At 72.3% G+C, this 25,596-nt stretch carries 27 protein-coding genes; 11 read left to right on the top strand and 16 right to left on the bottom strand.

Going from position 1 to position 25,596, the window contains the following annotated elements; genetic code table 11:
- Positions 1–86: 86 nt before the first annotated feature.
- Complete coding sequence (locus EJF31_RS13550) at positions 87–1,625, bottom strand: molybdopterin-dependent oxidoreductase (RefSeq protein WP_221767538.1); 1,539 nt, start codon at positions 1,623–1,625, stop codon at positions 87–89.
- Between the two features lie 41 nt (positions 1,626–1,666).
- Here EJF31_RS13550 and ispF point away from each other — a divergent pair, with 41 nt between their 5' ends.
- Positions 1,667–2,155 carry a 2-C-methyl-D-erythritol 2,4-cyclodiphosphate synthase gene (gene ispF, locus EJF31_RS13545; protein ID WP_125037530.1) on the top strand — a complete coding sequence of 163 codons (489 nt, stop codon included), beginning with the start codon at positions 1,667–1,669 and terminating at the stop codon, positions 2,153–2,155.
- A 4-nt stretch (positions 2,156–2,159) separates the two neighbouring features.
- Here the strand turns inward: ispF and EJF31_RS13540 are convergent, their stop codons facing one another.
- The 7 genes from EJF31_RS13540 to EJF31_RS13510 all read right to left on the bottom strand — a co-directional run bounded on the left by EJF31_RS13540 (position 2,160) and on the right by EJF31_RS13510 (position 11,989).
- Positions 2,160–2,858 carry a sirohydrochlorin chelatase gene (locus EJF31_RS13540; RefSeq protein WP_125037529.1) on the bottom strand — a complete coding sequence of 233 codons (699 nt, stop codon included), beginning with the start codon at positions 2,856–2,858 and terminating at the stop codon, positions 2,160–2,162.
- Positions 2,855–3,973 carry a uroporphyrinogen-III synthase gene (locus EJF31_RS13535; RefSeq protein ID WP_125037528.1) on the bottom strand — a complete coding sequence of 373 codons (1,119 nt, stop codon included), beginning with the start codon at positions 3,971–3,973 and terminating at the stop codon, positions 2,855–2,857. The genes EJF31_RS13540 and EJF31_RS13535 overlap by 4 nt, the downstream gene beginning before the upstream one ends.
- A complete protein-coding gene (gene nirD, locus EJF31_RS13530; protein WP_125037527.1) occupies positions 3,970–4,341 on the bottom strand; it encodes a nitrite reductase small subunit NirD in 372 nt (123 codons plus the stop codon). Before nirD ends, EJF31_RS13535 begins: the two co-directional genes overlap by 4 nt.
- Positions 4,338–6,872 (bottom strand): nitrite reductase large subunit NirB, encoded by a 2,535-nt coding sequence (gene nirB / locus EJF31_RS13525; RefSeq protein ID WP_125037526.1) that lies wholly within the window; start codon positions 6,870–6,872, stop codon positions 4,338–4,340. The genes nirD and nirB overlap by 4 nt, the downstream gene beginning before the upstream one ends.
- Complete coding sequence (locus tag EJF31_RS13520) at positions 6,869–8,416, bottom strand: FAD-dependent oxidoreductase (protein ID WP_125037525.1); 1,548 nt, start codon at positions 8,414–8,416, stop codon at positions 6,869–6,871. Before EJF31_RS13520 ends, nirB begins: the two co-directional genes overlap by 4 nt.
- The gene (locus tag EJF31_RS13515; protein WP_125037524.1) at positions 8,413–10,491 is read right to left on the bottom strand and encodes a molybdopterin oxidoreductase family protein; all 2,079 of its coding nucleotides are present in this window, start codon (positions 10,489–10,491) and stop codon (positions 8,413–8,415) included. The genes EJF31_RS13520 and EJF31_RS13515 overlap by 4 nt, the downstream gene beginning before the upstream one ends.
- Before the next feature lie 61 nt (positions 10,492–10,552).
- A complete protein-coding gene (locus EJF31_RS13510; protein ID WP_125037523.1) occupies positions 10,553–11,989 on the bottom strand; it encodes an MFS transporter in 1,437 nt (478 codons plus the stop codon).
- Between the two features lie 157 nt (positions 11,990–12,146).
- Between EJF31_RS13510 and EJF31_RS13505 the strand changes: the two genes are divergently transcribed.
- Positions 12,147–12,833, top strand: coding sequence for a 2-C-methyl-D-erythritol 4-phosphate cytidylyltransferase (locus tag EJF31_RS13505; RefSeq protein WP_125037522.1), 687 nt, complete (start codon positions 12,147–12,149; stop codon positions 12,831–12,833).
- A gap of 71 nt (positions 12,834–12,904) precedes the next feature.
- Here EJF31_RS13505 and EJF31_RS13500 read toward each other — a convergent pair whose 3' ends face one another.
- Positions 12,905–13,474, bottom strand: a complete 570-nt coding sequence (locus EJF31_RS13500; protein WP_125037521.1) for a 2-C-methyl-D-erythritol 4-phosphate cytidylyltransferase — start codon at positions 13,472–13,474, stop codon at positions 12,905–12,907.
- Positions 13,475–13,574: 100 nt separating this feature from the next.
- Positions 13,575–14,060: a CarD family transcriptional regulator gene (locus EJF31_RS13495; protein WP_125037520.1), complete on the bottom strand. Its 486-nt coding sequence runs from the start codon at positions 14,058–14,060 to the stop codon at positions 13,575–13,577.
- A 198-nt stretch (positions 14,061–14,258) separates the two neighbouring features.
- Here EJF31_RS13495 and EJF31_RS13490 point away from each other — a divergent pair, with 198 nt between their 5' ends.
- Genes EJF31_RS13490 through EJF31_RS13480 form a run of 3 tightly spaced genes read left to right on the top strand, consistent with a single transcriptional unit; the run spans position 14,259 to position 16,499 of the window.
- On the top strand, positions 14,259–15,155 hold the full coding sequence (locus EJF31_RS13490) for a hypothetical protein (RefSeq protein WP_125037519.1): 897 nt from the start codon (positions 14,259–14,261) through the stop codon (positions 15,153–15,155).
- A 53-nt stretch (positions 15,156–15,208) separates the two neighbouring features.
- Positions 15,209–15,742: a hypothetical protein gene (locus tag EJF31_RS13485; protein WP_125037518.1), complete on the top strand. Its 534-nt coding sequence runs from the start codon at positions 15,209–15,211 to the stop codon at positions 15,740–15,742.
- Between the two features lie 13 nt (positions 15,743–15,755).
- Positions 15,756–16,499, top strand: coding sequence for a phosphoglyceromutase (locus EJF31_RS13480; protein ID WP_125037517.1), 744 nt, complete (start codon positions 15,756–15,758; stop codon positions 16,497–16,499).
- Between the two features lie 12 nt (positions 16,500–16,511).
- Here the strand turns inward: EJF31_RS13480 and phoU are convergent, their stop codons facing one another.
- Complete coding sequence (phoU, locus tag EJF31_RS13475; RefSeq protein ID WP_125037516.1) at positions 16,512–17,168, bottom strand: phosphate signaling complex protein PhoU; 657 nt, start codon at positions 17,166–17,168, stop codon at positions 16,512–16,514.
- Positions 17,169–17,288: 120 nt separating this feature from the next.
- On the opposite strand from phoU, the gene EJF31_RS13470 reads away from it, so the two are divergent.
- The 4 genes from EJF31_RS13470 to EJF31_RS13455 all read left to right on the top strand — a co-directional run bounded on the left by EJF31_RS13470 (position 17,289) and on the right by EJF31_RS13455 (position 20,653).
- Positions 17,289–18,434, top strand: coding sequence for a cell wall metabolism sensor histidine kinase WalK (locus tag EJF31_RS13470; RefSeq protein ID WP_125037515.1), 1,146 nt, complete (start codon positions 17,289–17,291; stop codon positions 18,432–18,434).
- Positions 18,431–19,108 carry a response regulator transcription factor gene (locus EJF31_RS13465; protein ID WP_125037514.1) on the top strand — a complete coding sequence of 226 codons (678 nt, stop codon included), beginning with the start codon at positions 18,431–18,433 and terminating at the stop codon, positions 19,106–19,108. Before EJF31_RS13470 ends, EJF31_RS13465 begins: the two co-directional genes overlap by 4 nt.
- A 195-nt stretch (positions 19,109–19,303) precedes the next feature.
- Entirely contained in the window at positions 19,304–20,281 is a 978-nt protein-coding gene (locus EJF31_RS13460) for a DMT family transporter (protein WP_260430828.1), read from the top strand.
- Positions 20,282–20,299: 18 nt separating this feature from the next.
- Positions 20,300–20,653, top strand: a complete 354-nt coding sequence (locus tag EJF31_RS13455) for a DUF1304 domain-containing protein (protein ID WP_125037513.1) — start codon at positions 20,300–20,302, stop codon at positions 20,651–20,653.
- On the opposite strand, the gene EJF31_RS13450 is transcribed toward EJF31_RS13455, so the two are convergent.
- The 3 genes from EJF31_RS13450 to EJF31_RS13440 all read right to left on the bottom strand — a co-directional run bounded on the left by EJF31_RS13450 (position 20,643) and on the right by EJF31_RS13440 (position 22,952).
- Entirely contained in the window at positions 20,643–21,155 is a 513-nt protein-coding gene (locus EJF31_RS13450; RefSeq protein ID WP_125037512.1) for a YbjN domain-containing protein, read from the bottom strand. The two genes, EJF31_RS13455 and EJF31_RS13450, sit on opposite strands and share 11 nt — an antisense overlap.
- Positions 21,152–22,387 (bottom strand): D-inositol-3-phosphate glycosyltransferase, encoded by a 1,236-nt coding sequence (gene mshA / locus EJF31_RS13445; RefSeq protein ID WP_125037795.1) that lies wholly within the window; start codon positions 22,385–22,387, stop codon positions 21,152–21,154. The genes EJF31_RS13450 and mshA overlap by 4 nt, the downstream gene beginning before the upstream one ends.
- A 124-nt stretch (positions 22,388–22,511) precedes the next feature.
- Positions 22,512–22,952: a hypothetical protein gene (locus EJF31_RS13440; protein ID WP_125037511.1), complete on the bottom strand. Its 441-nt coding sequence runs from the start codon at positions 22,950–22,952 to the stop codon at positions 22,512–22,514.
- A gap of 94 nt (positions 22,953–23,046) precedes the next feature.
- Here EJF31_RS13440 and EJF31_RS13435 point away from each other — a divergent pair, with 94 nt between their 5' ends.
- Complete coding sequence (locus tag EJF31_RS13435) at positions 23,047–23,829, top strand: SDR family oxidoreductase (protein WP_125037510.1); 783 nt, start codon at positions 23,047–23,049, stop codon at positions 23,827–23,829.
- Between the two features lie 129 nt (positions 23,830–23,958).
- On the top strand, positions 23,959–24,648 hold the full coding sequence (locus EJF31_RS13430) for an aspartate/glutamate racemase family protein (protein WP_125037509.1): 690 nt from the start codon (positions 23,959–23,961) through the stop codon (positions 24,646–24,648).
- Positions 24,649–24,718: 70 nt separating this feature from the next.
- Here EJF31_RS13430 and EJF31_RS13425 read toward each other — a convergent pair whose 3' ends face one another.
- Positions 24,719–25,021, bottom strand: coding sequence for a protealysin inhibitor emfourin (locus EJF31_RS13425; RefSeq protein WP_125037508.1), 303 nt, complete (start codon positions 25,019–25,021; stop codon positions 24,719–24,721).
- Positions 25,018–25,491: a PPOX class F420-dependent oxidoreductase gene (locus EJF31_RS13420; protein WP_125037507.1), complete on the bottom strand. Its 474-nt coding sequence runs from the start codon at positions 25,489–25,491 to the stop codon at positions 25,018–25,020. Before EJF31_RS13420 ends, EJF31_RS13425 begins: the two co-directional genes overlap by 4 nt.
- Positions 25,492–25,596: the final 105 nt, after the last annotated feature.

Genomic DNA, 25,596 nt, shown 5'->3' with positions numbered 1-25,596 from the left:
AACCTCTTGTGGTTGAGTGATCAATGTCTCGATATCAAGATTATCGACATTGAGAATTATTGCGGCGAGGCTGCCCCGCCCCCCCGTCAGGCCCTCGCGGTGAAGCCGATCGTGTGCCAGCCCGTCGCCCCGTCGGGCAGCACGTCGGCGACGGCCCCGGTCTGCACGAGACCGTTCTTGTCGGTGGCGCGCACCTTGAGCGTGTGGTCGCCGGGGGCGGCGGACACGGTGGCGGCCCACTGGACCCACGCGTCGTCGGTCGGCGGGTGCGAGATCTCGGCCGGCTGCCAGTCGCCGCCGTCGAGCGCGACCTCCACGGCGCTGATGCCCGTGTGCTGCGACCAGGCGACGCCCCCGACCCGGACGTCGCCGGGGTCGACCTTGTCGCCGAAGCGGGGCACGTCGATCCGCGAGGACATCTTCACCGGCCCCTGCTCGCCCCAGCCGCGCTGCGTCCAGTAGGCGCTGATCTCGGAGAACTTCGTGACCTCCATGTCCACGACCCACTTGCAGGCCGAGACGTAGCCGTAGAGGCCGGGCACGATCGTGCGCACCGGGAAGCCGTGGTCGATCGGCAGCGGCTTGCCGTTCATCGCGACGGCCAGCATCGCGTTGCGGTCGTCGGTCAGGGCGCTGACCGGAGTGCCGCAGGTCCAGCCGTCGTCGGAGGTCTGGAGGACGGCGTCGGCGTCGGGGTGCAGGCCGGCCTCGGCCAGCAGCTCGGCGAGGCGTACGCCGCTCCACCAGGCGTTGCCGATCAGGTCGCCCCCGACCGGGTTGGAGACGCAATTGAGCGTGATCCAGCCCTCGGTGAGCTGCCGGTCGAGCAGGTCCTGGTAGGTGATCTCGACCTCGTGGTCGACCAGGCCGTGGATGCGCAGCTTCCAGTCGACCGGCTCGATGGCCGGCACCACGATGGCGGTGTGGATCTTGTAGAAGTCGTCGGACGGCGTCATCCACGGGTGCAGGCCCGGCAGGTCCAGCCGCGCGCCGGCCGGCACGGTGGGCTGGGAGACTCCGGAGAGCCGGAGCAGGCGGCGGGTCTGCTCGACGTGGCGGCGGCCGGCGCCGACCACGCGGCCGACGCCGCTGAGAGCAATCGCCAGCGCGGCCATGGCGCCGGCACCGATCAGGAAGCCGCGGCGCGAGCGGCCCGCGGGCGCCTCCTCGCCGTCCACCGCCGTCGGGGCGGGCCGGCCCACCAGGGACTGCGAGAGCAGCGCCAGGCTGACCAGCCAGGTCACGAAGCCCACGACCACGGGGAGGAAGTCGACGCCGCTCGGGTTGTGCTCGCTCGCGACCGACCACGTGGCGACGCCGGCGAGGGCCGCGAAGAGGAGCGTGGACTTCCACCAGGCGCTGGCGGCGAGCCGGCCGGCGACCGCGAACAGCAGCACGCTGGCCACGAGGATCACGCCGACGAGGATCGGCTTGTCCTTGTGGCCGACGATCGAGATGGCCTTCTCGGCCCAGCGGCCGGGCGTCATCCGGATGACGAGCTCGGCGATCGCGACGACGGGCGAGGAGCGGATCGTCATCACCATCGCGACGAAGTAGCTGGTGGCCAGGCCGGTCAGGCCGGCCACGACGCCGGCCACCGCCCAGGCGCCGCGAGATGTCTTCACGACCTTCATTCTCCCTCCGCCACGTCAGGCATGATCACCCCGTGCCTTACGAGTCCCTTACGCCCCGCGTCGGCATCGGCACCGACGTACACCGCCTGGTCGACGGCGTGCCCCTCCACCTCGCTGGTCTCGCCTGGCCCGACGAGCCGCAGGGCCTCGAGGGCCACTCCGACGCCGACGTCGCCGCGCACGCCGCCTGCGACGCGCTCCTGTCCGCGGCCGGGCTGGGCGACCTGGGCTCGAACTTCGGTACGTCGGAGCCCGCGTGGGCCGGAGCCTCGGGCGCGACCCTGCTCGCGGAGACCGCCCGGCGGGTCCGCGCGGCCGGCTTCGAGGTCGGCAACGTCGCGATCCAGGTGATCGGCAACCGGCCGCGCCTCGGTCCGCGTCGCGCCGAGGCCGAACAGGCGCTGTCGGACGCCGTGGGAGCGCCGGTGTCGGTGTCGGCCACCACCACCGACGGGCTCGGCCTGACCGGCCGCGGCGAGGGCGTCGCCGCGATCGCCACCGCCCTGCTCTGGAACCCCTGACCGGTCAGGCGACGCTGACGGTCGCCGGGCGCGACGAGGTGGCCGCCCAGGCGAGGTAGCGCCGGGCGACGAGCTCCGCGACGAACCGGTGCGCGCCGATCACGTCGGCGACGACCCCGGCTCCGGCGGCTCGGGACTCGGTGGCCGCGCGGCCGGCGAAGTGCCCGTCGGCCAGGAGGTACGGCGAGACGACGGACCCGCGTCGCACCACCTCGGCCGGGCGACGGCCGCGCCCCGACAGCGTGGCGACGGTGACCGGTCCGGCCCAGGTCCGCGACAGCAGCTCGGCGGCCCGCGCGAGGTCGTCGTCGGCCGCGGGGTCGGTGGACCCGGCGGCCACGAGCACGACCGGCTGGCCGGGCCGGGCGCCGGCGGCGATCAGCCGGGCGGCCTGCGCGGCCGCGAGCAGCGGGTGCGGCCCCAGGGCCGGGGTGATCTCGACGGACCGGGGCGACAGCGCGGCCATCGCGGGCAGGTCGTGGCGGACGTGGTGGCCGGTCGAGAGCAGGAGCGGCACGACCACGGTCGGCCCGTACGACGCGGTCATCACGGTCCGCAGCAGCGGGGCGGCCAGCTCCACGAACGAGGTGGTCGCGGAGATCCCGAGCAGCTCGCCGGCGCGCTCGGTCACCTGTCGGGCGACCTCGTTGCCGGGGGCGTGCCGGGTGCCGTGCGCGACGGTCACGAGCCGTGGGGCGGTCATGGGGCCAGCCTGTAGCCGCGCTTGACCACGGTCTGCACGAGCCTGGTCCCGATGGCGGCCCGCACGCGCGCGACCGCCATCTCCACGGCGTGCTCGGAGCCGGACGCACCGCCGGGCAGCGCACACAGCAGCTCCTGCCGGGACACGACGTGGCCGGGGTTGACCGCGAGCCGTTGCAGCACCGCGAGCGGCCCGGCCGACATCCGCACCTCGACGCCGTCGAGCAGCACGGTGTCGCCGTGCAGGACGAGCAGGTGGCCGGCGACGGGGATCGCGGTGCCCGAGCGGCGGGCCGGGAGCTCGGTCTCCATCAGCTTGATCATGGCGGCGAGCCGCGACCGCGACGGCTGGATCGTCGGGACGCCCCACAGCTCGAACGCCGCGGCCGTCACCGGCCCCACGCAGGTGGCGACCACGTCGGCCTGGAACGCCGCCGCGACGGCGTCCCGGCGGCCCGTCACGCCGGCCGCGTCCATCAGGGCCGCCACCGCCGGGGCGGAGGTGAAGGTGACCGCGTCGAGCTTGCGGTCGGCGATCAGGTCGACCATCCGGAACATCGGGGCCGGGTCCTCCGCGCTGGCGACGCGGTAGACCGTCACGACGGTGACGTCGGCGCCCTGCCGGCGCAGCGCGTGCGAGGCCATCGACAGCGACTGGCCGTGCTCCTGCACCACGATCCGCAGCCCGGACAGGTCCCGGCCGCGCAGGTGGGCGAGCACGTCCTCGAAGCACTCCGACTCCGGCGCCCACAGCTCGCGCAACCCCTGTCGGCGCAGCGCGCCGACGCTCTTGGGACCACGCGCCAGGATCTCGGCCCGGCCGATCGTGGCGACCAGGTCCTCGAGCATCCCCCACCGCTCGGCCGCTCCGAACCACGCCTTCATCCCGACCCCGGTCGTGGCCAGGAACATGTCGACCGGCCGCGCGAGCACGTCCTCGGTGGCGGCGCGCAGCTGGTCGTCGTCGACGTGGTTGGGGTCCTGCGACAGCGCCGGCGCCCACTCGACCCGCGCCCCACGACGCTCCAGCAGGGCCACCTGCTCCTCGACCTTGCGAGCAGCGGTGACCCCGATGAGGAAGCCGTCGAGCGGACGGTCGGCGGGCGCGCTGGTCATGCCGCGTCCGGCTTGCGGTGCCCCACGAGCACGACGCCCTCGACCACGCGCACGTCGTACGCCGGCACCGAGACGTGCTGGTCGTCCAGGCAGCGCCCGGTCCGCAGGTCGAACGCGTGCTTGTGCATCGGCGAGGCGACGAACGGCACGTCGCCGCGGGTGCCCACGATGCCCCGCGCCAGGACCGAGGCCTTGGCGAAGGGGTCGTGGTTGCCCAGCGCGTAGACGGTGTCGTCGTGGGTGCGGAAGATGGCGACCGCCTGCCCGTGCACCAGGGCGGTGGCCCCGCGCTCGACCTCGAGCTCGACGACCCGGCAGACGGGCTGCCACTCCTCGGTGCCGCCTCGCGGCGTGGACAGGGCGGTCATGGCGCTCCCACGGGGATGGTCGGGCCGAGCACGACGGGCTCGGCGCTGGTCTCGGGCTTGATCTGGCCGCGCTCGGTGGAGAACGTGATGTTGGGGTCCGGGACCCCGGGGGCGTTGACGAAGGAGACGAAGCGGGCGATCTTCTCCGGGTCCTCCAGGGTCGCCTTCCACTCGTCGAAGTAGGAGCCGACGTGGCGCGCCATGGCGTCCTCGAGCTCGGCGCCGAGGCCGAGGGAGTCCTCGACGACGACCTCGCGGACCCGCTCGAGGCCACCCTCGAGGGAGTCGATCCAGGGCGCCGTGCGCTGCAGCCGGTCGGCGGTGCGGATGTAGTACATGAGGAAGCGGTCGAGGTAGCGCAGCAGCGTCTCGGTGTCGAGGTCACCCGCCAGCAGCCGGGCGTGGGCCGGGGTGGCGCCGCCGTTGCCGCCGACGTACAGGTTCCAGCCCTTCTCGGTGGCGATCACGCCGAAGTCCTTGCCGCGCGCCTCCGCGCACTCGCGGGCGCAGCCGCTGACGCCGCCCTTGAGCTTGTGCGGCGAGCGCAGGCCCCGGTAGCGCAGCTCGAGGGCGATCGCGAGCCCGACGGAGTCCTGGACGCCGTAGCGGCACCAGGTCGAGCCGACGCAGGACTTCACCGTCCGCAGCGCCTTGCCGTAGGCGTGGCCGGACTCGAAGCCGGCGTCGACGAGCCGCTGCCAGATCGCGGGCAGCTCCTCCATCCGGGCGCCGAACAGGTCGATCCGCTGGCCGCCGGTGATCTTGGTGTAGAGCCCGAAGTCCCGGGCCACCTCGCCGATCACGATGAGCTTCTCGGGGGTGATCTCGCCGCCGGGGATGCGCGGCACGACCGAGTAGGTGCCGTTGCGCTGGATGTTGGCGAGGAAGGCGTCGTTGGTGTCCTGGAGCGCGGTGGTCTCGTGGTCGAGCACGTGCCCGTTGAACTGGCTGGCCAGGATGCTCGCGATCGCCGGCTTGCACACGTCGCAGCCGCGACCCTTGCCGTGGGCCTCGACGATGTCGTCGAAGCGGCGGTAGCCGTGGACGGCCACGAGGTCGAAGAGCTCCTGCCGGGTCAGCGAGAAGTGCTCGCACAGGCCCTTGTCGACGACCCGGCCCTGCGACGCGTAGAAGTCCTCGATCAAGGCCTTGACCATCGGCTTGCAGGAGCCGCACGTCGAGCCGGCGCGGGTGGTGGTGTCGTCCGCCGCGGCGGCGAGCACGTCGCCCTTGCAGACGTTGTTGCACGAGCAGACGACCGCCTCGTCGGGCATCCCGACCACGCCGGCGGTCGTGCCGGCGCCGCGGGAGGCCGGCAGGATCAGGTCCTCGGGGTTGGCGGGGAGCTCGATGCCGGGGTTGGTCCCGGTCGCGACCATCGGGCGGAGGATGCCGTACGCCGAGGCATCGCCCACCAGGATGCCGCCCAGCAGCCGGGTGCCGTCCTCGCTCACGACGAGCTTCTTGTAGATGCCGGCGACCGCGTCGGCGAAGACCAGCTCGAGGGAGCCCTCGGTGGCCGCGAACGCGTCGCCGAAGGACGCCACGTCGACCCCGAGCAGCTTCAGCTTGGTGGACATGTCGGCGCCGGTGAACGTGCCCGGTCCGGCCAGCAGCGCGTCGACGACGACCTCGGCCATGGCGTAGCCGGGGGCCACGAGGCCGTACATCGTCCCGCCCGGCGCCGCGCACTCGCCGACCGCGAAGACGTGCTCGTCGGAGGTGCGGCACTGCTCGTCGACCAGGACCCCGCCGCGCTCGGCGACGTCGAGGCCGCAGTCGCGGGCCAGCTGGTCACGGGGCCGGATGCCGGCGGAGAAGACCACGATCTCGGCCTCGATCGTGCCGTCAGCGGTCTCGAGGCCGGTGACCCGGCCGTCGCCGAGGATCCCCTTCGTGGCCGCACCGGTGTGGACGGTGACGCCGAGCTTCTCGATGTGCCGCACCAGCGTGCTGCCGGCGGCCTGGTCGAGCTGGACCGGCATCAGCCGGGGCGCCATCTCGACGACATGGGTCTCCAGGCCGAGCTGCACCAGCGCGTTGGCCGCCTCGAGGCCGAGCAGGCCGCCGCCGATGACGATGCCGCGGGTGGCCGTGGCGGACGCCTCCCGGATCGCCTCGAGGTCCTCGATCGTGCGGTAGACGAAGCAGCCGTCCTGGTCGCGGCCCTCGATCGGCGGCACGAACGGCGCCGCGCCGGTGGCCAGCACCAGCGCGTCGTAGCCGATCACCTCGCCGTCGGAGAGCACCACCTTGCGGGTCTCACGGTCCAGCCCGGTGACCGACGTGCCGAGCACGAGCCGGACGCGGGGGTCGTCGTACCGGCCCTCGGGCAGCAGCGAGAGCTCGTCGGCGCTCTCGACGGAGAAGAAGGACGTCAGGGCGACCCGGTCGTACGCCGGCCGCGGCTCCTCCCCCACGACGACCACGTCGTAGGTCTCGGTGAGCCCGCGCTCCACGGCAGCCTGGACGAGGCGGTGACCGACCATGCCGTGGCCGACCACGACCAGGGTCTTGCGGAGGTGCGTCATCGGGAGGTCCTTCCGGGATGCGTCGACGGTAGGTCGACTGTGTTGTTGGGCTGTTTCGTCATGTTTCGGGCGTGAAAACGATCCGCGGCGCCGGCCGGCTCGAGGAGCCGCTGGACGACCTGCGTGCAGCCTCCGCAGCCGGTGGTGGCGCGGGTGCTCGCACGGACCCCGTCGAGGTCGGCGCAGGCGCGGATCCGGCCGGCGCTGACGCCCGCGCAGGCGCAGACCTCGGCGTCGTCGGTGAGGACGACCGGCGCGGCCGGCGACTCGGGGGCGAGCAGCTCGCCGGGCTCGTGCGGGCCGAGCACCGTGTGCCGGTCGTAGAGCTGGGTGATCAAGCCGATCCGGGACAGGTCGCCGACCAGGGCGGCGGCCACGATGACGCCGTCGCGCACGACGAGCTTGCGGAAGGTGCCGGCGAGCGGGTTGGTCATCTCCACGACCTCGCCGTCGGTGTGCTCGGGGTCGCCCAGCACCGCGACGTCGAGCCCGGTGGCGCGCAGCCGGGCGACGTTGCGGGACCCGGCGTAGGCCGCGTCGGAGCCGGTGAGGTGGTCGGCGAGGACGCCCGCCTGCTCCCAGGCCGGGGGCACGAAGCCCGTGGTCACGCCGCGGTGCTCGGCGCAGTCGCCGATCGCGTGGATGCGGTCGTCGGTGACCGAGGCGAGCGAGCCGTCGATGACGACGCCGCGGCGCACCATCAGGCCGGCGCGGCGAGCGAGGGCGGTCGAGGGGCGGCCGCCGGCGGTGAGGACGACGAGGTCGGTCTCGAGGGTGTAGCCGTTGTCCAGGACCAGGCCGTCGTCGGTGAGCCGGACGGCGCGGGTGCCGGTGTAGACCTCGGTGCCAAGCCGCTTGAGGTCGCGGGCCAGGACCTTGCCGCCCGGCTCGCCGACCTGGCTGGAGAGCAGGTGCTCGGTGCCCTCGACGACCTCGGTCGCCACGCCGCGGAGCGTCAGCGCGCGGGCCACCTGGAGGCCGAGCAGCCCGCCGCCGACCACGACTCCCCTCGTTGGTCGAGCCTGCCCCGTTGGTCGAGCCTGCCGAGACCCCGAGGCAATGGCCGCGTCGAGCCGGTCGCAGTCTGCCAGGCTGCGGAAGGCGTGCACCTTCGGGTGCAGCTGGCCGTCCATCCGGACCAGGCCGCGGATCGGCGGCAGGGTGGGGATGCTGCCGGTGGCCAGCACGAGCCGGTCGTAGCCCAGGCGCTCGCCGTCGACGAGCATCACCTCGCCGGCCTCGCGGTCGATCTCCAGGACGCGGCTGCCGGTGCGGACGGTGACGTTGCCGGCGTACCCCTCGCGCAGCGTGATCGCGCCGCGGGAGTGGGTGCCCTCGAGGACGGCGCTGAGCAGGATCCGGTTGTACGCCGGCACGGGCTCGTCGCCGAGGACGGTGACGTCGCCGGCGTACCCGCGGACCGTCAGCTCCTCGACCAGGCGGGTGGCGGCCATGCCGTTGCCGATGACCACGAGTCTTTCCCGGTGGTCGAGTCTTTCCCGGTGGTCGAGCTTGTCCCGGTGGTCGAGCTTGTCGAGACTCATGTCGTCACCGCCGCGGCGCAGACCTTGAACTCGGGCATCCGGCTGGCGGGGTCGAGGGCGTCGTTGGTGAGCCGGTTGGCGCCGACCCAGTGGAACGGCACGAAGACGGTGTCGGGGCGGATCGTGTCGACGACCCGGGCCGGGGCGGTCATCGTGCCGCGACGGGTGGTGACCCGGACGGTCGCGCCGTCCGCGGCGCCGATCCGGCCGGCCAGCATCGGGTGCATCTCGACGAAGGCGCCGGTGTCGGGGAGGTCGCGGACGCGGCGGGTCTGGGCGCCGGACTGGTACTGCGCGAGCACCCGGCCGGTCGTGAGGTGGACGGGGTAGTCCGCGTCGGGCTGCTCGGCGGCGCCGCGGTGCTCGACGGCGTGGAAGCGGGCCCGCCCGTCGGGGGTGGCGAACTCCTCGAGGAACATCCGCGGCGTGCCGGGGTGCTTCTCGTTGGTCGAGCCGTCTTCGGTGGTCGAGCCTGTCGAGACCGGGCACGGCCAGAACACGCCCATCTCCTCGGCGATCCGGGCGTAGGTGATGCCGGAGTAGTCGGCCTTGCCGCCGCGCGTGGCCAGCCCGAGCTCGGCGAAGATCTCCTCCGGGTCGGTCTCGAACGGGATCGGCGAGTCCAGGCGCTTGGCCAGCCCCTGGAGGACCTCGAGGTCGCTGCGCACGCCGCTGGGCGGGGTGATCGCCCGGCGACGCAGGATGACCCGGCCCTCGAGGTTGGTCATGGTGCCGGTCTCCTCGGCCCACTGGGTCACCGGCAGCACGACGTCGGCGATCGCGGCGGTCTCCGAGAGCACGATGTCGGCGACGACGAGCAGGTCGAGCGACTCCAGCCGGCGGGTGACGTGGCTGGCGTTGGGGGCCGAGACGACGATGTTGCTGCCGAAGACCAGCATCGCCTTCGGCCCGGCCTCGGTGCCGAGGGCGTCGAGGAGCTCGTAGGCCGACCGTCCCTTGCCGGGCAGCGACTCCGGCGGCACGCCCCAGACGCCGGCGACGTGCTCGCGGGCGGCCGGGTCGTCGATCATCCGGTAGCCGGGCAGCTGGTCGGCCTTCTGGCCGTGCTCGCGGCCACCCTGGCCGTTGCCCTGGCCGGTGAGGCAGCCGTAGCCGCCGTACGTCGTGCCGCACTGGCCCAGCGCGAGCGCCACGTTGATCCAGGCCAGGACGGTGTCGCTGCCCTGGCTGTGCTGCTCGGCGCCGCGGGCGGTGAGGACCATGACCTTGCGCGCACTTCCCAGCAATTGCGCGATGGCGCGCACCTCGGCGGCCGGCACGCCGGTCACCCGCTCGACCCGCTCGGGCCACCACGAGGCGACCGAGCGGCGGACGTCCTCGAAGCCGGTGGTGCGGTCCGCGACGTACTGCTCGTCGACGTGGCCGCCCGCGACCAGCAGGTGCAGGACGCCCAGGGCGAGGGCCAGGTCGGTGCCGGGGACGGGCTGGAGGACGACGTCGGCCCGGTCGGCGGTGGCGGTGCGGCGGGGGTCGATGACCACGACCGTGCCGCCGCGCTCGCGCAGGGCGTCGAGGTGGCGGGCCGCCGGGGGCATGGTCTCCGCGAGGTTGGAGCCGACGAGGACGGCCACGTCGGTCTGCTCGAGGTCCTTGAGCGGGAAGGGCAGGCCGCGGTCCAGGCCGAAGGCGCGGGTGCCGGCGGAGGCGGCCGAGCTCATGCACCAGCGGCCGTTGTAGTCGATCTGGCTGGTGCCGAGCGCGACCCGGGCGAACTTGCCGAGCTGGTAGGCCTTCTCGTTGGTCAGCCCGCCGCCGCCGAAGACGGCGACGCTGTCCGGGCCGTGCTCGGCCTTGAGCGCCGTGAGCTTCTCCGCGATGGTGTCGAGCGCCTCGTCCCAGCTCACCGGCCGAAACTCGCCCGTCGCCCGGTCCCGCACCAGCGGCGTGGTCAGCCGGTCGCGGTTGTTGTAGAGGCCGGCGGCGTTCCAGCCCTTGCGGCACAGCCCGCCCTCGTTGACGGGGAACTCCTCCCACGCGGAGACCTCCGGCGACCGGCGACCCGTCAGCCGCATCCCGCACTGCAGCGAGCAGTAGGGGCAGTGGGTCTCGGTCATCGGAGGTCTCCTACGTCGTTCGGTGGTCAGCCGGTCTTTCGGTGGTCGAGCCTGTCGAGACTCAGATGCGGGCGTCGGCGAGGCCGGCGACCCTGGCGACGGACGCCTTGCGGACGTAGACCGCCCAGGTGACGACCAGGCACACGACGTAGAAGGCGGTGAACACGCCGAACGCCGTCTTCACCGACTCGACCGGGTTGTCGATCCACGGGGCGCCGAAGGCCAGCGGGATCAGGAAGCCGCCGAGCGCGCCCACCGCCGAGGCGATGCCGATGACGGCCGAGGACTTCTTCGTGTCGCGCTTCCAGATCGCCGGGATCATCCGGAAGGTCGACCCGTTGCCGATGCCGGTCGCGGCGAAGACGAAGAGGAACGCCACGAGGAACAGCGGGAACATCGACTTGTTGTCGAGGGCGATCGCCGGGTCGGCGGTCGGGTTGGGGGCGAGCTGGGTGACGGTCCACAGCACCCCGAGGGTGCCGAGGATCATGGCGCCGAACGTCGCGAGGGTGACGCGGGCGCCGCCGTACTTGTCGGCGAGCCAGCCGCCGAACGGCCGCGTGATCGAGCCGACGAGCGCGCCGAGGAAGGCGTAGTAGGCGAAGTTGATGCCGGTGCCGGTCGGGAGCGGCTCGGGGACGAAGAACTCCAGCTTGATCAGCAGCGGCAGTGCCGCGGAGTAGCCGATGAACGAGCCGAACGTGCCGATGTAGAGGAACGAGACCACCCAGGTGTGCTTGTGCGTGACGACCGAGGCGACGTCCCTCGCGTTGGAGCGGGCCGAGGACAGGTTGTCCATGAAGAAGTACGCCATGATCGCGGCGACCACGGCGAGGGCGGCGTAGAGGTAGCCGGCGCGCTCGAGGTGCATCCCGCCGGTGCTGGCCTTGACGAGGCCGAAGAGGCCGGCGCCGCCGACCACGATCGGCAGCCCGAGCTGCAGGACCGCGACGCCGATGTTGCCGCCGGCGGCGTTGAGCCCGAGCGCGAGGCCCTTGCGCTTGGCCGGGTAGAAGAAGTTGATGTTGGCCATCGACGAGGCGAAGTTGCCGCCGCCGACGCCCGCGGTGGCGGCGATCAGCAGGAAGACCCAGTACGGCGTGGTCGGGTCCTGGACGGCGGTCGCGAACAGCAGCGTCGGGACCAGGAGGAGCAGTGCGCTGACGACCGTCCAGTTGCGGCCGCCGAACTTCGGCACCGCGAACGTGTAGGGCAGCCGCAGCAGCGACCCGACCAGGTTGGGCACGGCGACGAGCAGGAAGAGCTGCGAGACCGAGAACTCGAAGCCGACCTTGACCAGCAGCGCCGCGCTGACGCTCCAGAACAGCCAGACGGAGAAGCCGAGGTGCTCGGCGAGGATGGACCAGATCAGGTTGCGGCGGGCGACGGGGGCGCCGGTGGACTCCCAGAACTCGGGGTCCTCGGGGCGCCAGTCGTCGATCCAGCGGCCGGTACGCCGTCCGGTGTGCGGCGCGGCCGGGGGTGCGGTCACGGACATGGGTGCTCCTGGTGGGGGTTTCGGGGTGTGTCCCCCACTCTCGGGAGCCGACGTTTCGCATCCGTGCACGCAGGTTTCTCGGAAACATCAACTTGTCCTCACGACCTCACAACCCTCACGGCCTCACGGCCCGGGGACGCTCCGTACACTCCGGCGCATGCCTGCTGCCGTCGTCGTCCTCGCCGCCGGGTCCGGCACCCGCGTCGGCGCCGAGGTCAACAAGGTGCTGCTGCCGCTGGGCGACGCCCCGGTGGTCGCCTGGTCGGTGCGCGACGCGCTGGCGCTCCCCGGCGTGGCCCGGGTCGTGCTCGTGGTCCGCGCCGACGAGCAGGAGGCCGTGGCGGCCGCGGTGGCGCCGTACCTCGGGGACGGCGAGGTGGTCGTCCTCGCCGGCGGCGAGACCCGGCACGCCTCGGAGTGGAACGCGCTGCGCGCGCTGGTCCCCGAGATCGAGTCCGGCGCCATCGACGTGGTGGCCATCCACGACGGCGCCCGCCCGCTGTCCGGTACGTCGCTCCTCGCCGACACCATCGCGGCCGCGCGCGAGTCAGGCGGGGCGATCCCCGTCGTACCACTCGGTCACCTGCTGGCCCGCGACCCCTCCGTGGTCGTCCCCGCCGGCGAGCTCGTCGGCGTGCAGACCCCGCAGGCCTTCCGCGCCCCGGACCTCCTCGCCGCCTACCGGGCGGCCGATGCCGACGGCTTCGAGGGCACCGACACCGCGGCCTGCCTGGAGCGCTACGCCGACCCCGGGTTCACCGTCGCCGCCGTCCCCTCCAGCCCGGCCAACCTCAAGATCACGTTCCCCGAGGACGTGGCGCTGGCGGAGCGGCTGTCGGGATAGTCCGTCACCTATTGGTTGTGGATATCGACTGTCCACAACCAATAGGTGACGGACTATCCCCCCATCGCGGACTATCCCGACGTCAGCGCCTCGAGCACCCGCACGTCCTCCAGCGAGGCCACCCGCCGGGCAGTGGGGGGCGCCTCGACGAGCTCGACGGTGAACCGCTCCCGCAACGTGTCGACGAGGTCGGCGAAGTCCAGGGTCGGGAGCCCGTCGAGGGCGGCCACGACGGACGGCGGCAGCACGATCGGCGACGCGACGGACACCAGGGCGGACCGGTCCACGGTCGACCCGACGACACCGTCGGCGACCACCTTGACGGTGTCGGTCACGGGCCGCACGCCGACGACCACCACGTCGCGCTCGACGGCGGTGACCAGGCAGGAGGCGATGAACGCGGCGGGGGTCATCGGGCAGAGCGCGTCGTGCAGCACGAACGGCTCGCCGGAGTCGACCAGCCCGGCCCACTCGGTGCCGAGGTCGACGGGCGTCACGCCGGAGTCGCCGAGACCCCAGACGGCGCAGGTCACCAGCGCCTCGCCGTGGATCAGCGCGAACGGCAGCGAGCCGCGGTCGGCCTCGACCACGGAGCCGAGGGCGGGCGGGACGTCGGGGGCGTCGAACGGATCGTGGGTCATCTCCCCCACAAGGTAAGCCCCCGAGGTCCCCGGAAATGCACGATGCCCCCGGGATGGACCCGGGGGCATCGATCTCGACAAGCTCGATCACCGAGAGGGATCAGGAAGCGAGCACCTCGTCGAGGATGGCCTCGGCCTTGTCCTCGTTGGTGTGCTCGGCCAGGGCCAGCTCGGAGACGAGGATCTGGCGCGCCTTGGCCAGCATCCGCTTCTCGCCGGCCGACAGGCCGCGGTCACGCTCGCGGCGCCAGAGGTCACGCACGACCTCGGCGACCTTCATGACGTCGCCGCTGTGCAGCTTCTCGAGATTGGCCTTGTAACGACGCGACCAGTTGGTCGGCTCCTCGACGTGCGCGGCACGCAGGACGTCGAACACGCGGTCGAGGCCCTCCTTGTCCACGACGTCGCGAACCCCGACCAGGTCGAGGTTGCAGGCCGGCACGCGCACGACCAGGTCCTGCTGGGCGACGATCCGCAGAACGAGGTACTGCCGGTCCTCTCCCTTGATCGTCCGCATCTCGATGTCCTCGATGACTGCGGCCCCGTGATTTGGATAGACAACCGTTTCGCCGACGGTGAAAGTCATGTGTCAGGTACCCCTTCCTAGGTGACTAGTCTAACACGTCCCCGAAGGTGCCCCGACGACGTTTGTGCAGGTCAGGGCCACAATGCGGGCTTGACAGAACCCCTCCTCGTATGGTGGCCGGGGTCGTCCGTGACGGCCGCCACGGGCTGTGACGCCCGAATGCAGCCCTGACGGCGCCCCGTGACGGATACTGCGGGCATGGCCCTGACCCGACGCCTCCGCCGCTCGCGGGACACCTCGCCCGAGAGCCCGGACGACGCCGGTACGCCGGAGCAGCAGCTCCCGCCGGGGCCGGTCGGCGACTACGGCACGATCACGGCCACCGAGCCGCTCGTCTCGCCCGTCGCCGCGGCCCCCCAGCCGCAGCGTCGCGCCGAGCGCCGACTGTCGGTGGCCAACCTCGGCCCCATCCTCCTGCTCCGCACCGCCCACCCCCGCCAGGCCCTGATCACGGCCGCCGGGATCGCCGGCGCCGCGGCCCTGGCCGGGCGCACCAGCCGCGAGCTGGGGCTCGTCTTCGTGACCGCCCTCGTCGGCCAGGCGATCCTGGGCTGGCACAACGACCTGGTCGATGCCCGGCGCGACGCGCGCCACGACGCGGCCGGCAAGCCGATCGCTCTCGGCACCCTCGACGCCGGCACCGTCTGGTTCGCGCTGGCCTGCGGCGTCCTGCTCGTGATCCCGCTCTCGCTCTCCAACGGCATCACCGCCGGCAGCGCGTTCCTGCTGGCGATGGCGATCGGCCTGCTCGGCAACGTCGTGCTGCGCCGGGGGCTGCTGTCCTGGCTGCCCTGGGCCGCGTCGTACGCGCTCTTCCCGGCGTTCCTCTCCTACGGCGGCTGGGGCGGCGACTTCAAGGGCAACCCGCCGGAGATCGCGATCACCGTGCTGGCGGCGCTGCTGGGCGTCGGCGTGCACTTCCTGCGGGCGCTGCCGGGCCTGGTCGCCGACAACGAGGACGGCCTGCGCCACCTGCCGCTGCGGGTCGCGCTGAGGATCGGCGCCACCCGCCTGCTGGTGCTCTCGTCGGTCTGGACGGGCGCGGTGCTGGTCGCCCTGCTCATCACCGGGAACGCGGTCGGACTCTCGCAGTAGCGGCCCGCTAGCATGTGGCCACGCAACCGCCGACGACCTGCGAAGGCCTGAAGATGCTCCTCCGACGCAACATCGCGCTCACCGCGAGCGCGCTCGTGCTCGCCGCGACGCCCGTCCTCACCTCGTGTGGGTTCAACTACGCCACCGACCGCGTCTACACCCCGGCGGCCGGCGTCAACAACCGTGACGCCTCGGTCGACGTGCTCGCGGCCGTCGTGGTCTCGGCCCAGGACGACAGCGGCACGTTCATCGCCTCCTTCGCCAACAACAACGTCGACCAGGAGGCGACCGTCGAGTCGCTGGCCGGCGCTGACGGCAACACGCTCCAGCCCGGCTCCTTCTCGCCGATCAAGGTCCCGGCCGGCGGCCTGGTCAACCTCGCCAACGTCGGCGGCATCCCGATCTCGGGCACCTTCAAGGCCGGCGACTTCCTCCCCGTCACCATCGTGTTCGGCGACGGCGAGCGGGTCATCATGAAGGTCCCTGTCGTCCGCGCGGACGGCGACTACGCCGGCCTGGACGACTCCGCGAGCTCCGGGGCGAGCGACACCGCGTCGCCGTCGGAGTCCGCCTCCCCCACCAGCTGACCGGGAGCTCCACGTGACCTACACCCTGATCCTGCTCCGCCACGGCGAGAGCGAGTGGAACGCCAAGAACCTCTTCACGGGCTGGGTGGACGTCGCCCTGACCGACAAGGGCCGCGACGAGGCCGTCCGCGGCGGCGAGCAGCTGCGCGAGGCCGGACTCCTGCCCGACGTCGTCCACACCTCGCTGCAGCGGCGCGCGATCAACACCGCCGCGCTCGCACTGGACGCCGCGGACCGCCACTGGATCCCCGTACGTCGCTCCTGGCGCCTCAACGAGCGCCACTACGGCGCCCTGCAGGGCAAGGACAAGAAGCAGACGCTGGCGGAGTTCGGCGAGGAGCAGTTCATGCTCTGGCGCCGCAGCTTCGACGTGCCGCCGCCCCCGCTCGACGACGACAACGAGTGGTCGCAGGCCGGCGACCCGCGCTACGCCGACCTCGGCGACGAGATGCCGCGCACCGAGTGCCTCAAGGACGTCATCGCGCGGATGCTGCCCTACTGGCAGTCCGACATCGTCCCGGACCTGACCGACGGCAACACGGTGCTGATCGCCGCCCACGGCAACAGCCTGCGCGCGATCGTCAAGCACCTCGACGGCATCAGCGACGAGGACATCGCCGGCCTCAACATCCCCACGGGGATGCCGCTGGTCTACCGCCTCGACGAGGAGCTGAAGCCCACCGTCGCCGGCGGTGAGTACCTCGACCCGGAGGCGGCCGCAGCCGCCGCCGCGGCCGTGGCGAGCCAGGGCCGCTGAGGGGTCACGCCCTCAGGCGTCGACCGAGCGCGGGTTGGTGCCCGTGACGACGAAGACGATCCGGTTGGCCACCGACACCGCGTGGTCGGCGATCCGCTCGTAGTAGCGGCCGAGCAGCGCGATGTCGACCGCGGCCTCGACGCCGTGGCTCCAGTCGTCGGCGAGCAGCTCGACGAACGACGTACGACGGAGCTGGTCCATCTCTTCGTCGTCGCGACCGAGCGCGATGGCGGCCTCGACGTCGCGGCCGGTGATGATCTGGGAGACGCGGGAGACCATGTCCTCGGCGACCTCGGCCATCCGGCTCATGGTCGGCCGGATCTCCTCGGGCACGGCGACGTTGGGCACGCGCAGGCGGGCGATCTTGGCGACGTGGACGGACAGGTCGCCCATCCGCTCGAGCTCGCTGACCATCCGCAGCGCGGCGATGATCGTGCGGAGGTCGCCGGCGACCGGCTGCTGCAGGGAGAGCAGCGAGAACGCCTGGTCCTCGACCTTCTCGCGCGCCCGGTCGATCGCGACGTCGGCGCTGATCACCCTCTCGGCGAGCTCGGCGTTCCCGGTCAGGAGCGCCTCGGTGGCACCGGCCACGGCTTCCTCCACCAGCTTGCAGATGCCGGCGAGGTCGTCGAAGACGGTGTCGAGCTGTTCATGGAAAGCCTCACGCATGAACAGCAGGCTACTTGTGCAAGGTGTCCGGATGACGTCGAAGCGTGAACGCGGCATGAACGTTCGGAAGCCCGGCTCCCGTGGGCGAACTCGCGGTGAAACCCTGCGTACGATCGCGGTGTGGATCCGACGACGCAGGCGTTCCTGGCCGCGCTGATCGGGGCCGTCGTCGCGGGCGGTGCCGTCCTGGCGTGGCACGTCAGCGACCGCCAGCAGTACCGCATACCCCCGGTCGAGGAGCCCGTGGTCCCCGCGGGCGTGGCCACCGTGCTCTCGGTCCTGCGCAGCAGCGCGGTCGTGGTCGACGACGGCGACGTCGTCCTGAAGGCCTCCGCGCCGGCGTACGCCCTGGGCCTGGTGCGGGGCACCTCCCTGCTGTCGGAGGACCTCGCCGAGCTGGTCCGGCAGGTCCGCCGCGACGGCCAGATCCGCGAGACCGAGCTGCTGATGTCCCGCTCCGGGATGCCCTCGCGCCACGTCACCGCCCGCGTCGCGCCCCTCGGGTCGCGCCTCGTGCTGGCGCTGGTGGAGGACCGCACCCGCGAGCGCCGTGTCGAGGCCGTACGTCGCGACTTCGTGGCCAACGTGAGCCACGAGCTGAAGACGCCCGTCGGCGCCATCCGCCTGCTGGCCGAGGCCGTGGGCGACGCCGCCGACGACCCCGAGGCCGTCAAGCGCTTCGCCGGCCGGATGCTCACCGAGAGCGACCGCCTCTCGCGCCTGGTCCAGCAGGTCATCGAGCTGTCCCGCCTCCAGGGCGACGACCCGCTCGAGGCGCCGATGCCGGTCTCGCTCGACGACGTTATCTCGGTCGCCGTGGACACCAGCGCGATCGACGCCGACTCCAAGCGCATCCAGGTCGTCACCGGCGGGGTGCACGGCCTCGAGGTCTACGGCAGCCAGGAGCAGGTCACCGCCGCGGTCGCCAACCTGGTCGCCAACGCCGTGTCCTACTCCGGCAACGACTCGACCGTCCTCGTCACCGCCAAGGCAGACGAGCGGACCGTCGAGATCTCGGTGGTCGACCAGGGGATCGGCATCCCCGAGACCGAGATGGACCGCATCTTCGAGCGCTTCTACCGGGTCGACCCGGCTCGCCACCGCTCCACCGGCGGCACCGGGCTCGGCCTGTCCATCGTCAAGCACGTCGCCGCCACCCACGGGGGCGACGTACGTGTCTGGTCCGTCGAGGGGCAGGGGTCTACCTTCACCTTGACGCTGCCGAGGCACCTCTCCAGCACCTTCAACCAGGAGGCACTCCTGTGACCCGTGTACTCGTCGTCGAGGACGAAGAGAGCTACAGCGACGCCCTGGCGTACATGCTGCGCAAGGAGGGCTTCGAGGTCGCGATCGCCGCCGACGGCAACGCCGCCCTCACGGAGTTCGACCGCAACGGTGCCGACATCGTCCTGCTCGACCTGATGCTGCCCGGCATCCCCGGCACCGAGGTGTGCCGGCAGATCCGGGCCACGTCCAACGTGCCGGTGATCATGGTCAGCGCCAAGGACGACGAGGTCGACAAGGTGGTCGGCCTCGAGCTCGGCGCCGACGACTACGTCACCAAGCCCTACTCCCCGCGCGAGCTGGTGGCCCGGATCCGGGCCGTGCTCCGCCGCGGCCAGGACCCCGACCTGTCGCCCGTCACCCTCGAGGCCGGGCCCGTGCGGATGGACGTCGAGCGGCACGTCGTGACCGTCGACGGCCAGCAGCAGCGGCTGCCGCTCAAGGAGTTCGAGCTCCTCGAGATGTTCCTGCGCAACCCCGGCCGGGTGCTGACCCGCGGCCAGCTCATCGACCGGGTCTGGGGCTCCGACTACGTCGGCGACACCAAGACCCTCGACGTACACGTCAAGCGGCTGCGCGCCAAGCTCGAGCCCGACCCGAGCGAGCCGAAGTTCCTCGTCACCGTGCGCGGGCTGGGCTACAAGCTCGACCTCTGAGCCGGTCCCACTCGCCCGGTCGGGATCGCCGGTTCACCGGCGTTCCCGTACGTTCTGGAGGGTTGCAACCCTCCAGAACGTCCAGTTTCACCGGTCAACCGGTGATTCCAGCCGCCCGGACCGATGGCCGGATGTTGCGCATACAGGTCCGATAACCGCGTGTCGGGTGTCGGTGGGCATCCCTAGGCTGGAGCCGTGACGAGTACGACGACGGGCGCGGCCAGCACTCCTGGCACCCCGCAGACCACCCCGACCGACCCCCACGACGCCGCACCCGTGACGGCGCCGTGGCTGCCGGTCGCGGCGGTCGGGGTCACCCTGCTGCTGTGGGCCTCGGCGTTCGTCGCGATCCGCTACCTCGGCGACGACTTCACCCCCGGCTCCCTCTCGCTCGGCCGGCTCCTGGTCGGCGCGATCTGCCTCGGGGTCGCGGCGCTCACCCGCGGCCGACCCCACCTCAGCCGCGGCGACCTGGTCCGGGTCGTGGTGATCGGCGTGCTGTGGTTCGGCGTCTACAACGTCGCGCTCAACGAGGGCGAGCGCCGCGTCGACGCCGGCACCGCCGCGATGCTCATCCAGGTCTCCCCGGTCCTGATCGCGCTGCTCGCGGCCCTGTTCCTCTCCGAGCGCTTCACCGTCTACCTCGCGGTCGGCCTCGCGCTGGCGTTCGGCGGCGTCGCCCTGATCGCGCTGTCCACCTCGCCCGGCGGCAACCGCGACGTGCTGGGCGTGGTGCTCTGCATCGTCAGCGCGGTCGTCTACTCCGTCAGCGTGATCCTGCAGAAGCCGCTCGTCTCGCGCCACAAGGCCGTCCACATCACGTGGCTGGCCTGCACGGTCGGCGCGATCGCCTGCCTGCCGTTCGCCGGCGACCTGGTCCGCGAGACCGCCGACGCCCCGGCCAGCTCGATCCTGTGGGTGGTCTACCTCGGGGTCTTCCCGACCGCGATCGCCTTCACGACCTACGCCTTCGCCCTCAACCACATGAGCGCCAGCAGCCTCGGCGTGACGACCTACCTCGTGCCGCCGCTGACCATCGTGATGGGCGTGCTCTTCCTCGGCGAGGCACCGCCCGCCATGGCGTACGCCGGGGGCGCGCTCGCCCTGGTCGGCGTCTCGCTCGCGCGGCGCAAGAAGCGCACGCTCGCCGATGAGCAGCCACAGCCGGCGTAGTCCTGCCATGCTGCGGGCGTGAGCATCGTCGCCAACGTCCTGGTCGGCCTGGTGGCCGCGCTGCACCTGTACTTCCTCGTCCTCGAGATGTTCCTGTGGACCACGCCCACGGGGCGCAAGGTCTTCGGCCTCGAGCCGGGGTTCGCCGAGGAGAGCAAGGCGCTCGCGGCCAACCAGGGCCTCTACAACGGCTTCCTCGTCGCCGGCCTCGTCTGGGGCCTCGTCGACGACCGGACCGACGTGAAGCTGTTCTTCCTCGCCTGCGTGATCGTCGCCGGCGCCTACGGCGCGGTGACGGTCAGCCGACGCATCCTGGTCGTGCAGGCGGCACCGGCCCTGCTGGCGTTCCTGGCGGTGCTGGTCAGTCGTTGACGGCGGCGTCCGGCTCGTCGCCGGCCTCCAGCCAGCCGCGGAACGCCTCGAGGTTCTTCGTCGACTCCCCGCGCAGCTTGCGCCACTCCCACTCCTTGCGGATGGAGGAGGCGAAACCGAGCTCGAGGATCGCGTTGAACGACTCGTCGGCGTTGGACAGCACCGACCCCAGCAGCCGGTCGAGCTCGTCGGGCGTGACGGCCGAGAGCGGCAACCGCCCGTCGAGGTAGATGTCGCCGAGCCGGTCGACGGCGAACGAGACGGCGTACATCTTCAGGTTGCGCTCCAGCAGCCACCGGTAGACGCGCTCGTGGTTCTCGTCGGGCTTGCGGCAGACGAAGGCGTGCACGCCGAGCGCGTGGCCGCCGACGTCGAGCCGGACCGCGGTCTGGAGCTTCTTCTCCCCCGGCAGCGAGAACGAGAAGAGGCCGTCGGCCACCTCGTCGTACTCGATCTCGTTGTCGGTCAGGTAGTCGCGGATGACCTGGTGTGCGTCGTTCACGACACAGACTGTGCCATGAGGGCAGCGGCGCGCTCGTAGACCTCGAGGGTCCGCTCGGCCGTGCGCTCCCACGCGAACCGGCGCGCCTGCTCCAGCGCGCCCGCCTCAAGGCGCACCCGCAGCGCGGGGTCCTCGATGACGCGGCGCAGCGCGGCGGCCCAGTCGCGGGGCTCGTGGCTGTCGATCAGCAGGCCGCTGTGGCCGTCGCGGACGACGGTCGGCAGCCCACCGACGGCGGCGGCGAGGACGGGGGTGCCGGCGGCCTGCGCCTCGACGGCGACCAGGCCGAACGACTCGTTGTAGGACGGTACGGCGACCGCCGTGGCCGCGGCGTACCACCGGGCCAGCTCGTCCTGGGCGACCGGCGGGACGAACCGCACCACGTCGGTCAGGCCGAGCTCGTCGGCGAGCTGGGCCAGCGACTCGGGGTGCTCCAGGCCCGTGCCGGAGGGGCCGCCGACGACCGGGACGACCAGCTGGGAACGCAGCGAGGGGGTCTGGGCGAGCAGCTCGGCGACGGCGCGGAGCAGCACGTCGGGCGCCTTGAGCGGCTGGATCCGGCCGGCGAAGAGCAGCACGTGGGCGTCCTGCGGCAGCCCGAGCGCGGCCCGGGCGGCGGCCTGCTCGACCGGCCGGAACACCGACAGGTCGACACCGGGGTGCACGACCTCGACCCGGCCCGGGTCGGCGTCGTACAGGTTGATCAGCTGCTTGGCCTCGATGTCGGTGTTGGCGATCAGCATGTCCGCGGCCTCGACGACCTGCTCCTCGCCGATGATCCGGGCGGTCGGCTCGGGGGTGTCGCCGGTGGCGAGGGCGTCGTTCTTGACCTTGGCCATCGTGTGCATCGTGTGCACCAGCGGGACGCCCCAGCGGTCGCGGGCCAGCGCGCCGACCTGGCCGGAGAGCCAGTAGTGGGAGTGGACCGCGTCGTAGTGGCCCACCGGGTGGGCGGCCTCGGCGCGCAGCACCTCGCGGGCGAAGACGCACAGCTGGCCGGGCAGCTCGCCCTTGGTGAGCCCCTCGAACGGGCCGGCGTGGATGTGTCGCACCTGGACGCCGTCGAAGGCCTCCACGACGGGCGGCAGCGTGGAGCTGGTGGCGCGGGTGAAGATGTCGACCTCGATGCCCTGCTGGGCGAGCCTGCGGGACAGCTCGATCACGTAGACGTTCATGCCGCCGGCATCGCCGATCCCCGGCTGGTCGAGCGGGGAGGTGTGCAGGCTGATCATCGCCAGTCGCCTGATGCGGTCCACGTGGCTCCTTCGGTCTCCGGGCGTCCGCGCAACACGGGCCCAACCACTGTGAACCACTCGGGCGTCCCGACCATTCCCGGGCCGTTGCCGGGCATCACGCCTAGCGGGCGTGCGACCCCGTGGAGCGCGTGCCACGCGAGGCCCGGCGGGCGCCCGGCTTGGGGTCGGCGACCTTCTTCGCCTTCGGCGCGGGCTTCTCGTCCGGTCGCGACCGGACCAGCATCACGCCGAAGAGCACGAGGACCACCAGGCCGAAGGCGCCGTCGACCGACTCGGGGCTGGCGGCGGGGTGCAGCACCTCGAGCACCGACCAGACGAGCACCGGGTAGGCCACCGCGACGATCGCGCGGAGCCAGGGCGCCGACGTGCTGACGAGCGCGGCGCCGGTGCCGGCGAGGGCGAGGGCGAGCAGGACGAGTCCCGCCCAGTGGAGGGCATCGAGGGCGCCGCCGGAGGTGCCGGCGAGGTCCAGGACCCAGCGAAGGACCCACATGAGCCCTCCGACAAGGCCCGCCCAGCGAGCGATGAGGCGCAGGTCCATGGAGCTCCAACTTCAGGGTGAGACACGGAGGATCAACGGGCCATACTGCCACCGCGCTGCCGCGTGCCACCACGGCCCCGGCAGAATCTCAGGCATGACGACCACTCCCGCCACACCTGTCACCGCTGACCGAACGGATTCCCGCACCGCCGTCGTGACCGGGGCCAGCAGCGGCATCGGCGCCGCCACCGCCCGGGCCCTCGCGGCCGAGGGCTTCCGGGTCGTGTGCGCCGCGCGGCGCCGCGACCGGATCGAGGAGCTGGCCGCCGAGATCGGCGGGGTCGCGGTCGCCTGCGACGTCACGGACCCCGCGTCGGTGGCCACGCTGGCCGCGACCGTGGGCGAGGAGCTGAGCGTGCTGGTCAACAACGCCGGCGGGGCGTTCGGGTCCGGCACGGTGGAGACGGCCGACCCGGCGGACTGGCGGGCGATGTACGAGGTGAACGTCCTCGGCGTCCTGCACGTCACCCAGGCACTGCTCCCGGCCCTACGTGCGAGCGGCGACGGCCTGATCGTCAACGTCGGCTCGACGGCCGGCCGCATCGCCTACGAGGGCGGCGGCGGCTACACCGCAGCCAAGCACGGCACCCAGGTCGTCACCGAGACGCTGCGGCTCGAGCTGTGCGGCGAGCCGATCCGGGTCTCGGAGATCGCGCCCGGCATGGTCCGCACCGACGAGTTCTCCCTGGTTCGCTTCGACGGCGACCGGGCGAAGGCGGACGCGGTGTACGCCGGCGTACCCGACCCCCTCGTCGCCGAGGACGTCGCCGACGCCATCTCGTGGATCGCGACCCGTCCCAGCCACGTCAACATCGACGAGCTCGTGATCCGCCCGCGCGCCCAGGCCGCCCAGCACAAGGTCCACCGCGAGGCCTGAGCTCGCGAAGGCCTCACGCGGTGGAGGTCGAGCGAGCCCGCGACCGACGAAGGAGGTCGCGACGGCGGGTCGAGACCACCCGGTGACCGTCCGGCGGACCGACCCCGTCGGTGGTGCAAGACTGGCCGGATGCAGACCATCGGACTTGTCGGCGGGATGAGCTGGGAGAGCAGCGCGGTCTACTACCGCGACCTCAACCTGGGCGTGCAGAAGCGGCTCGGCGGGCTCTCCTCGCCGCGGCTCGTGCTGAGCACCGTCGACTTCGCGGAGCTGACCGACCTCGAGGACGGCCAGCGCTGGCCGCAGATCGGCGAGCTGCTCGCCGACGCCGCGCGGGGGGTGGAGCGGGCAGGCGCGGACTTCCTGCTGCTGTGCACCACGACCTTCCACAAGGTCGCCGACCAGGTCGAGGCGGCCGTCGGCATCCCGCTCATCCACCTCGCCGACGTGGTCGCGGAGGCCTGCCAGGCCCAGGGCGTCACCAAGGTCGGCTTCATCGGCACCAAGGTCGCGATGGAGGACGGCTTCTTCATCGACCGGCTCGCCCAGCACGGCGTGACCGCGATCGTCCCGGCCCAGGAGCACCACGACTGGCTCAACGCGGCGATCTACGAGGAGCTCGTGCACGGCCACGTGCTCGACCGCACCCGCCGCCGGGTCGTCTCGATCGTCGAGGAGCTGTGGGACGCCGGCGCCGCCGGCGTACTCCTCGGCTGCACCGAGCTCGAGCTGCTCATCAAGCAGGCCGACGTCGACCTGCCGGTCTTCCCCTGCACCTCCCTCCACGTCGAGGCGGCGCTGGACCGGGCCCTGGGCTGAGCCTGACGGGGCGGTAGTCCGTCACCTTTTGGTTGTGGAGATCGACTTTCCACAACCAAAAGGTGACGGACTATCCCAACACCAGCTCCACCAGCCGCCGCAGCTCCTCGGTCAGCAGCTGCTCCGGCACGGTCACCCGCGGCCCGGCCAGGTCGAAGGCGTAGATGAACATGTCCGGGTGCGGGTCACCCCCACGCAGACGTCGTACGTCGATCGCCGCCAGCAGGGCCCGTGCCTCGTCGACCCGCGGGTCGTCGCCGTCCAGGTCGAGGGACGCCTCGGCGACACGGCCGGCGAACCCGCCGGTCCGCCGGACCCGCACGAGCGACGACGGACCCGACGGGCCCGGCGACCCCGACGGCGCGAACGTCATGCGGACGGTGCCCGGTCCGGCGGGAAGCCGCCGGTCGCGATCGGCCCCCACGACGTCGGCGTGATCCGGATCAGCGACTTGCCCTGGCGACGCATCGCCTCGCGGTACTCCGCCCAGTCCGGGTGCTCGCCGGAGATGCACCGGAAGTACTCCACCAGCGCGTCCTCCGCCTCCTGCGACGGCATGTCCAGCACCTCGGCGGTCCCGTCGACCTGCACGTAGGGGTCGTTCCACTCGTCGGAGTGCACGAGCACCGACGCGGACGGGTCGCGGCGGAGGTTCACCGCCTTGGCGCGGTCGGGGTAGGTCGAGATGACGATGGCGCCCGACGCGGACACCCCGCCCGACACGGGCGAGAGCTGCGGGCGGCCGTCGCGGCGGGTGGTGACGAGCGTCATCCGGTGGCGCGGGCGGACGAAGTCGAGCAGCGCGGGCAGCTCGACACGGTCGGTGGTCGCGATCTGGGGCATGGTCCGACGGTAACCGGCGATGCGAGGGCCGAGCGCCCGGCGCCGTAGACTCGACGAGGCCTTCGGCCCGTCCGCACCCGCCACTGAAAGTGACGTCGTACCTCC

Origin of the sequence: Nocardioides sp. LS1 (genome assembly GCF_003865225.1) — a bacterium.
GTDB classification, from domain to species: Bacteria; Actinomycetota; Actinomycetes; order Propionibacteriales; family Nocardioidaceae; genus Nocardioides; species Nocardioides ginsengisegetis.
The sequence above is the reverse complement of the archived record's forward strand: the minus strand, read 5'-3'. Positions and strand labels throughout refer to the sequence as shown.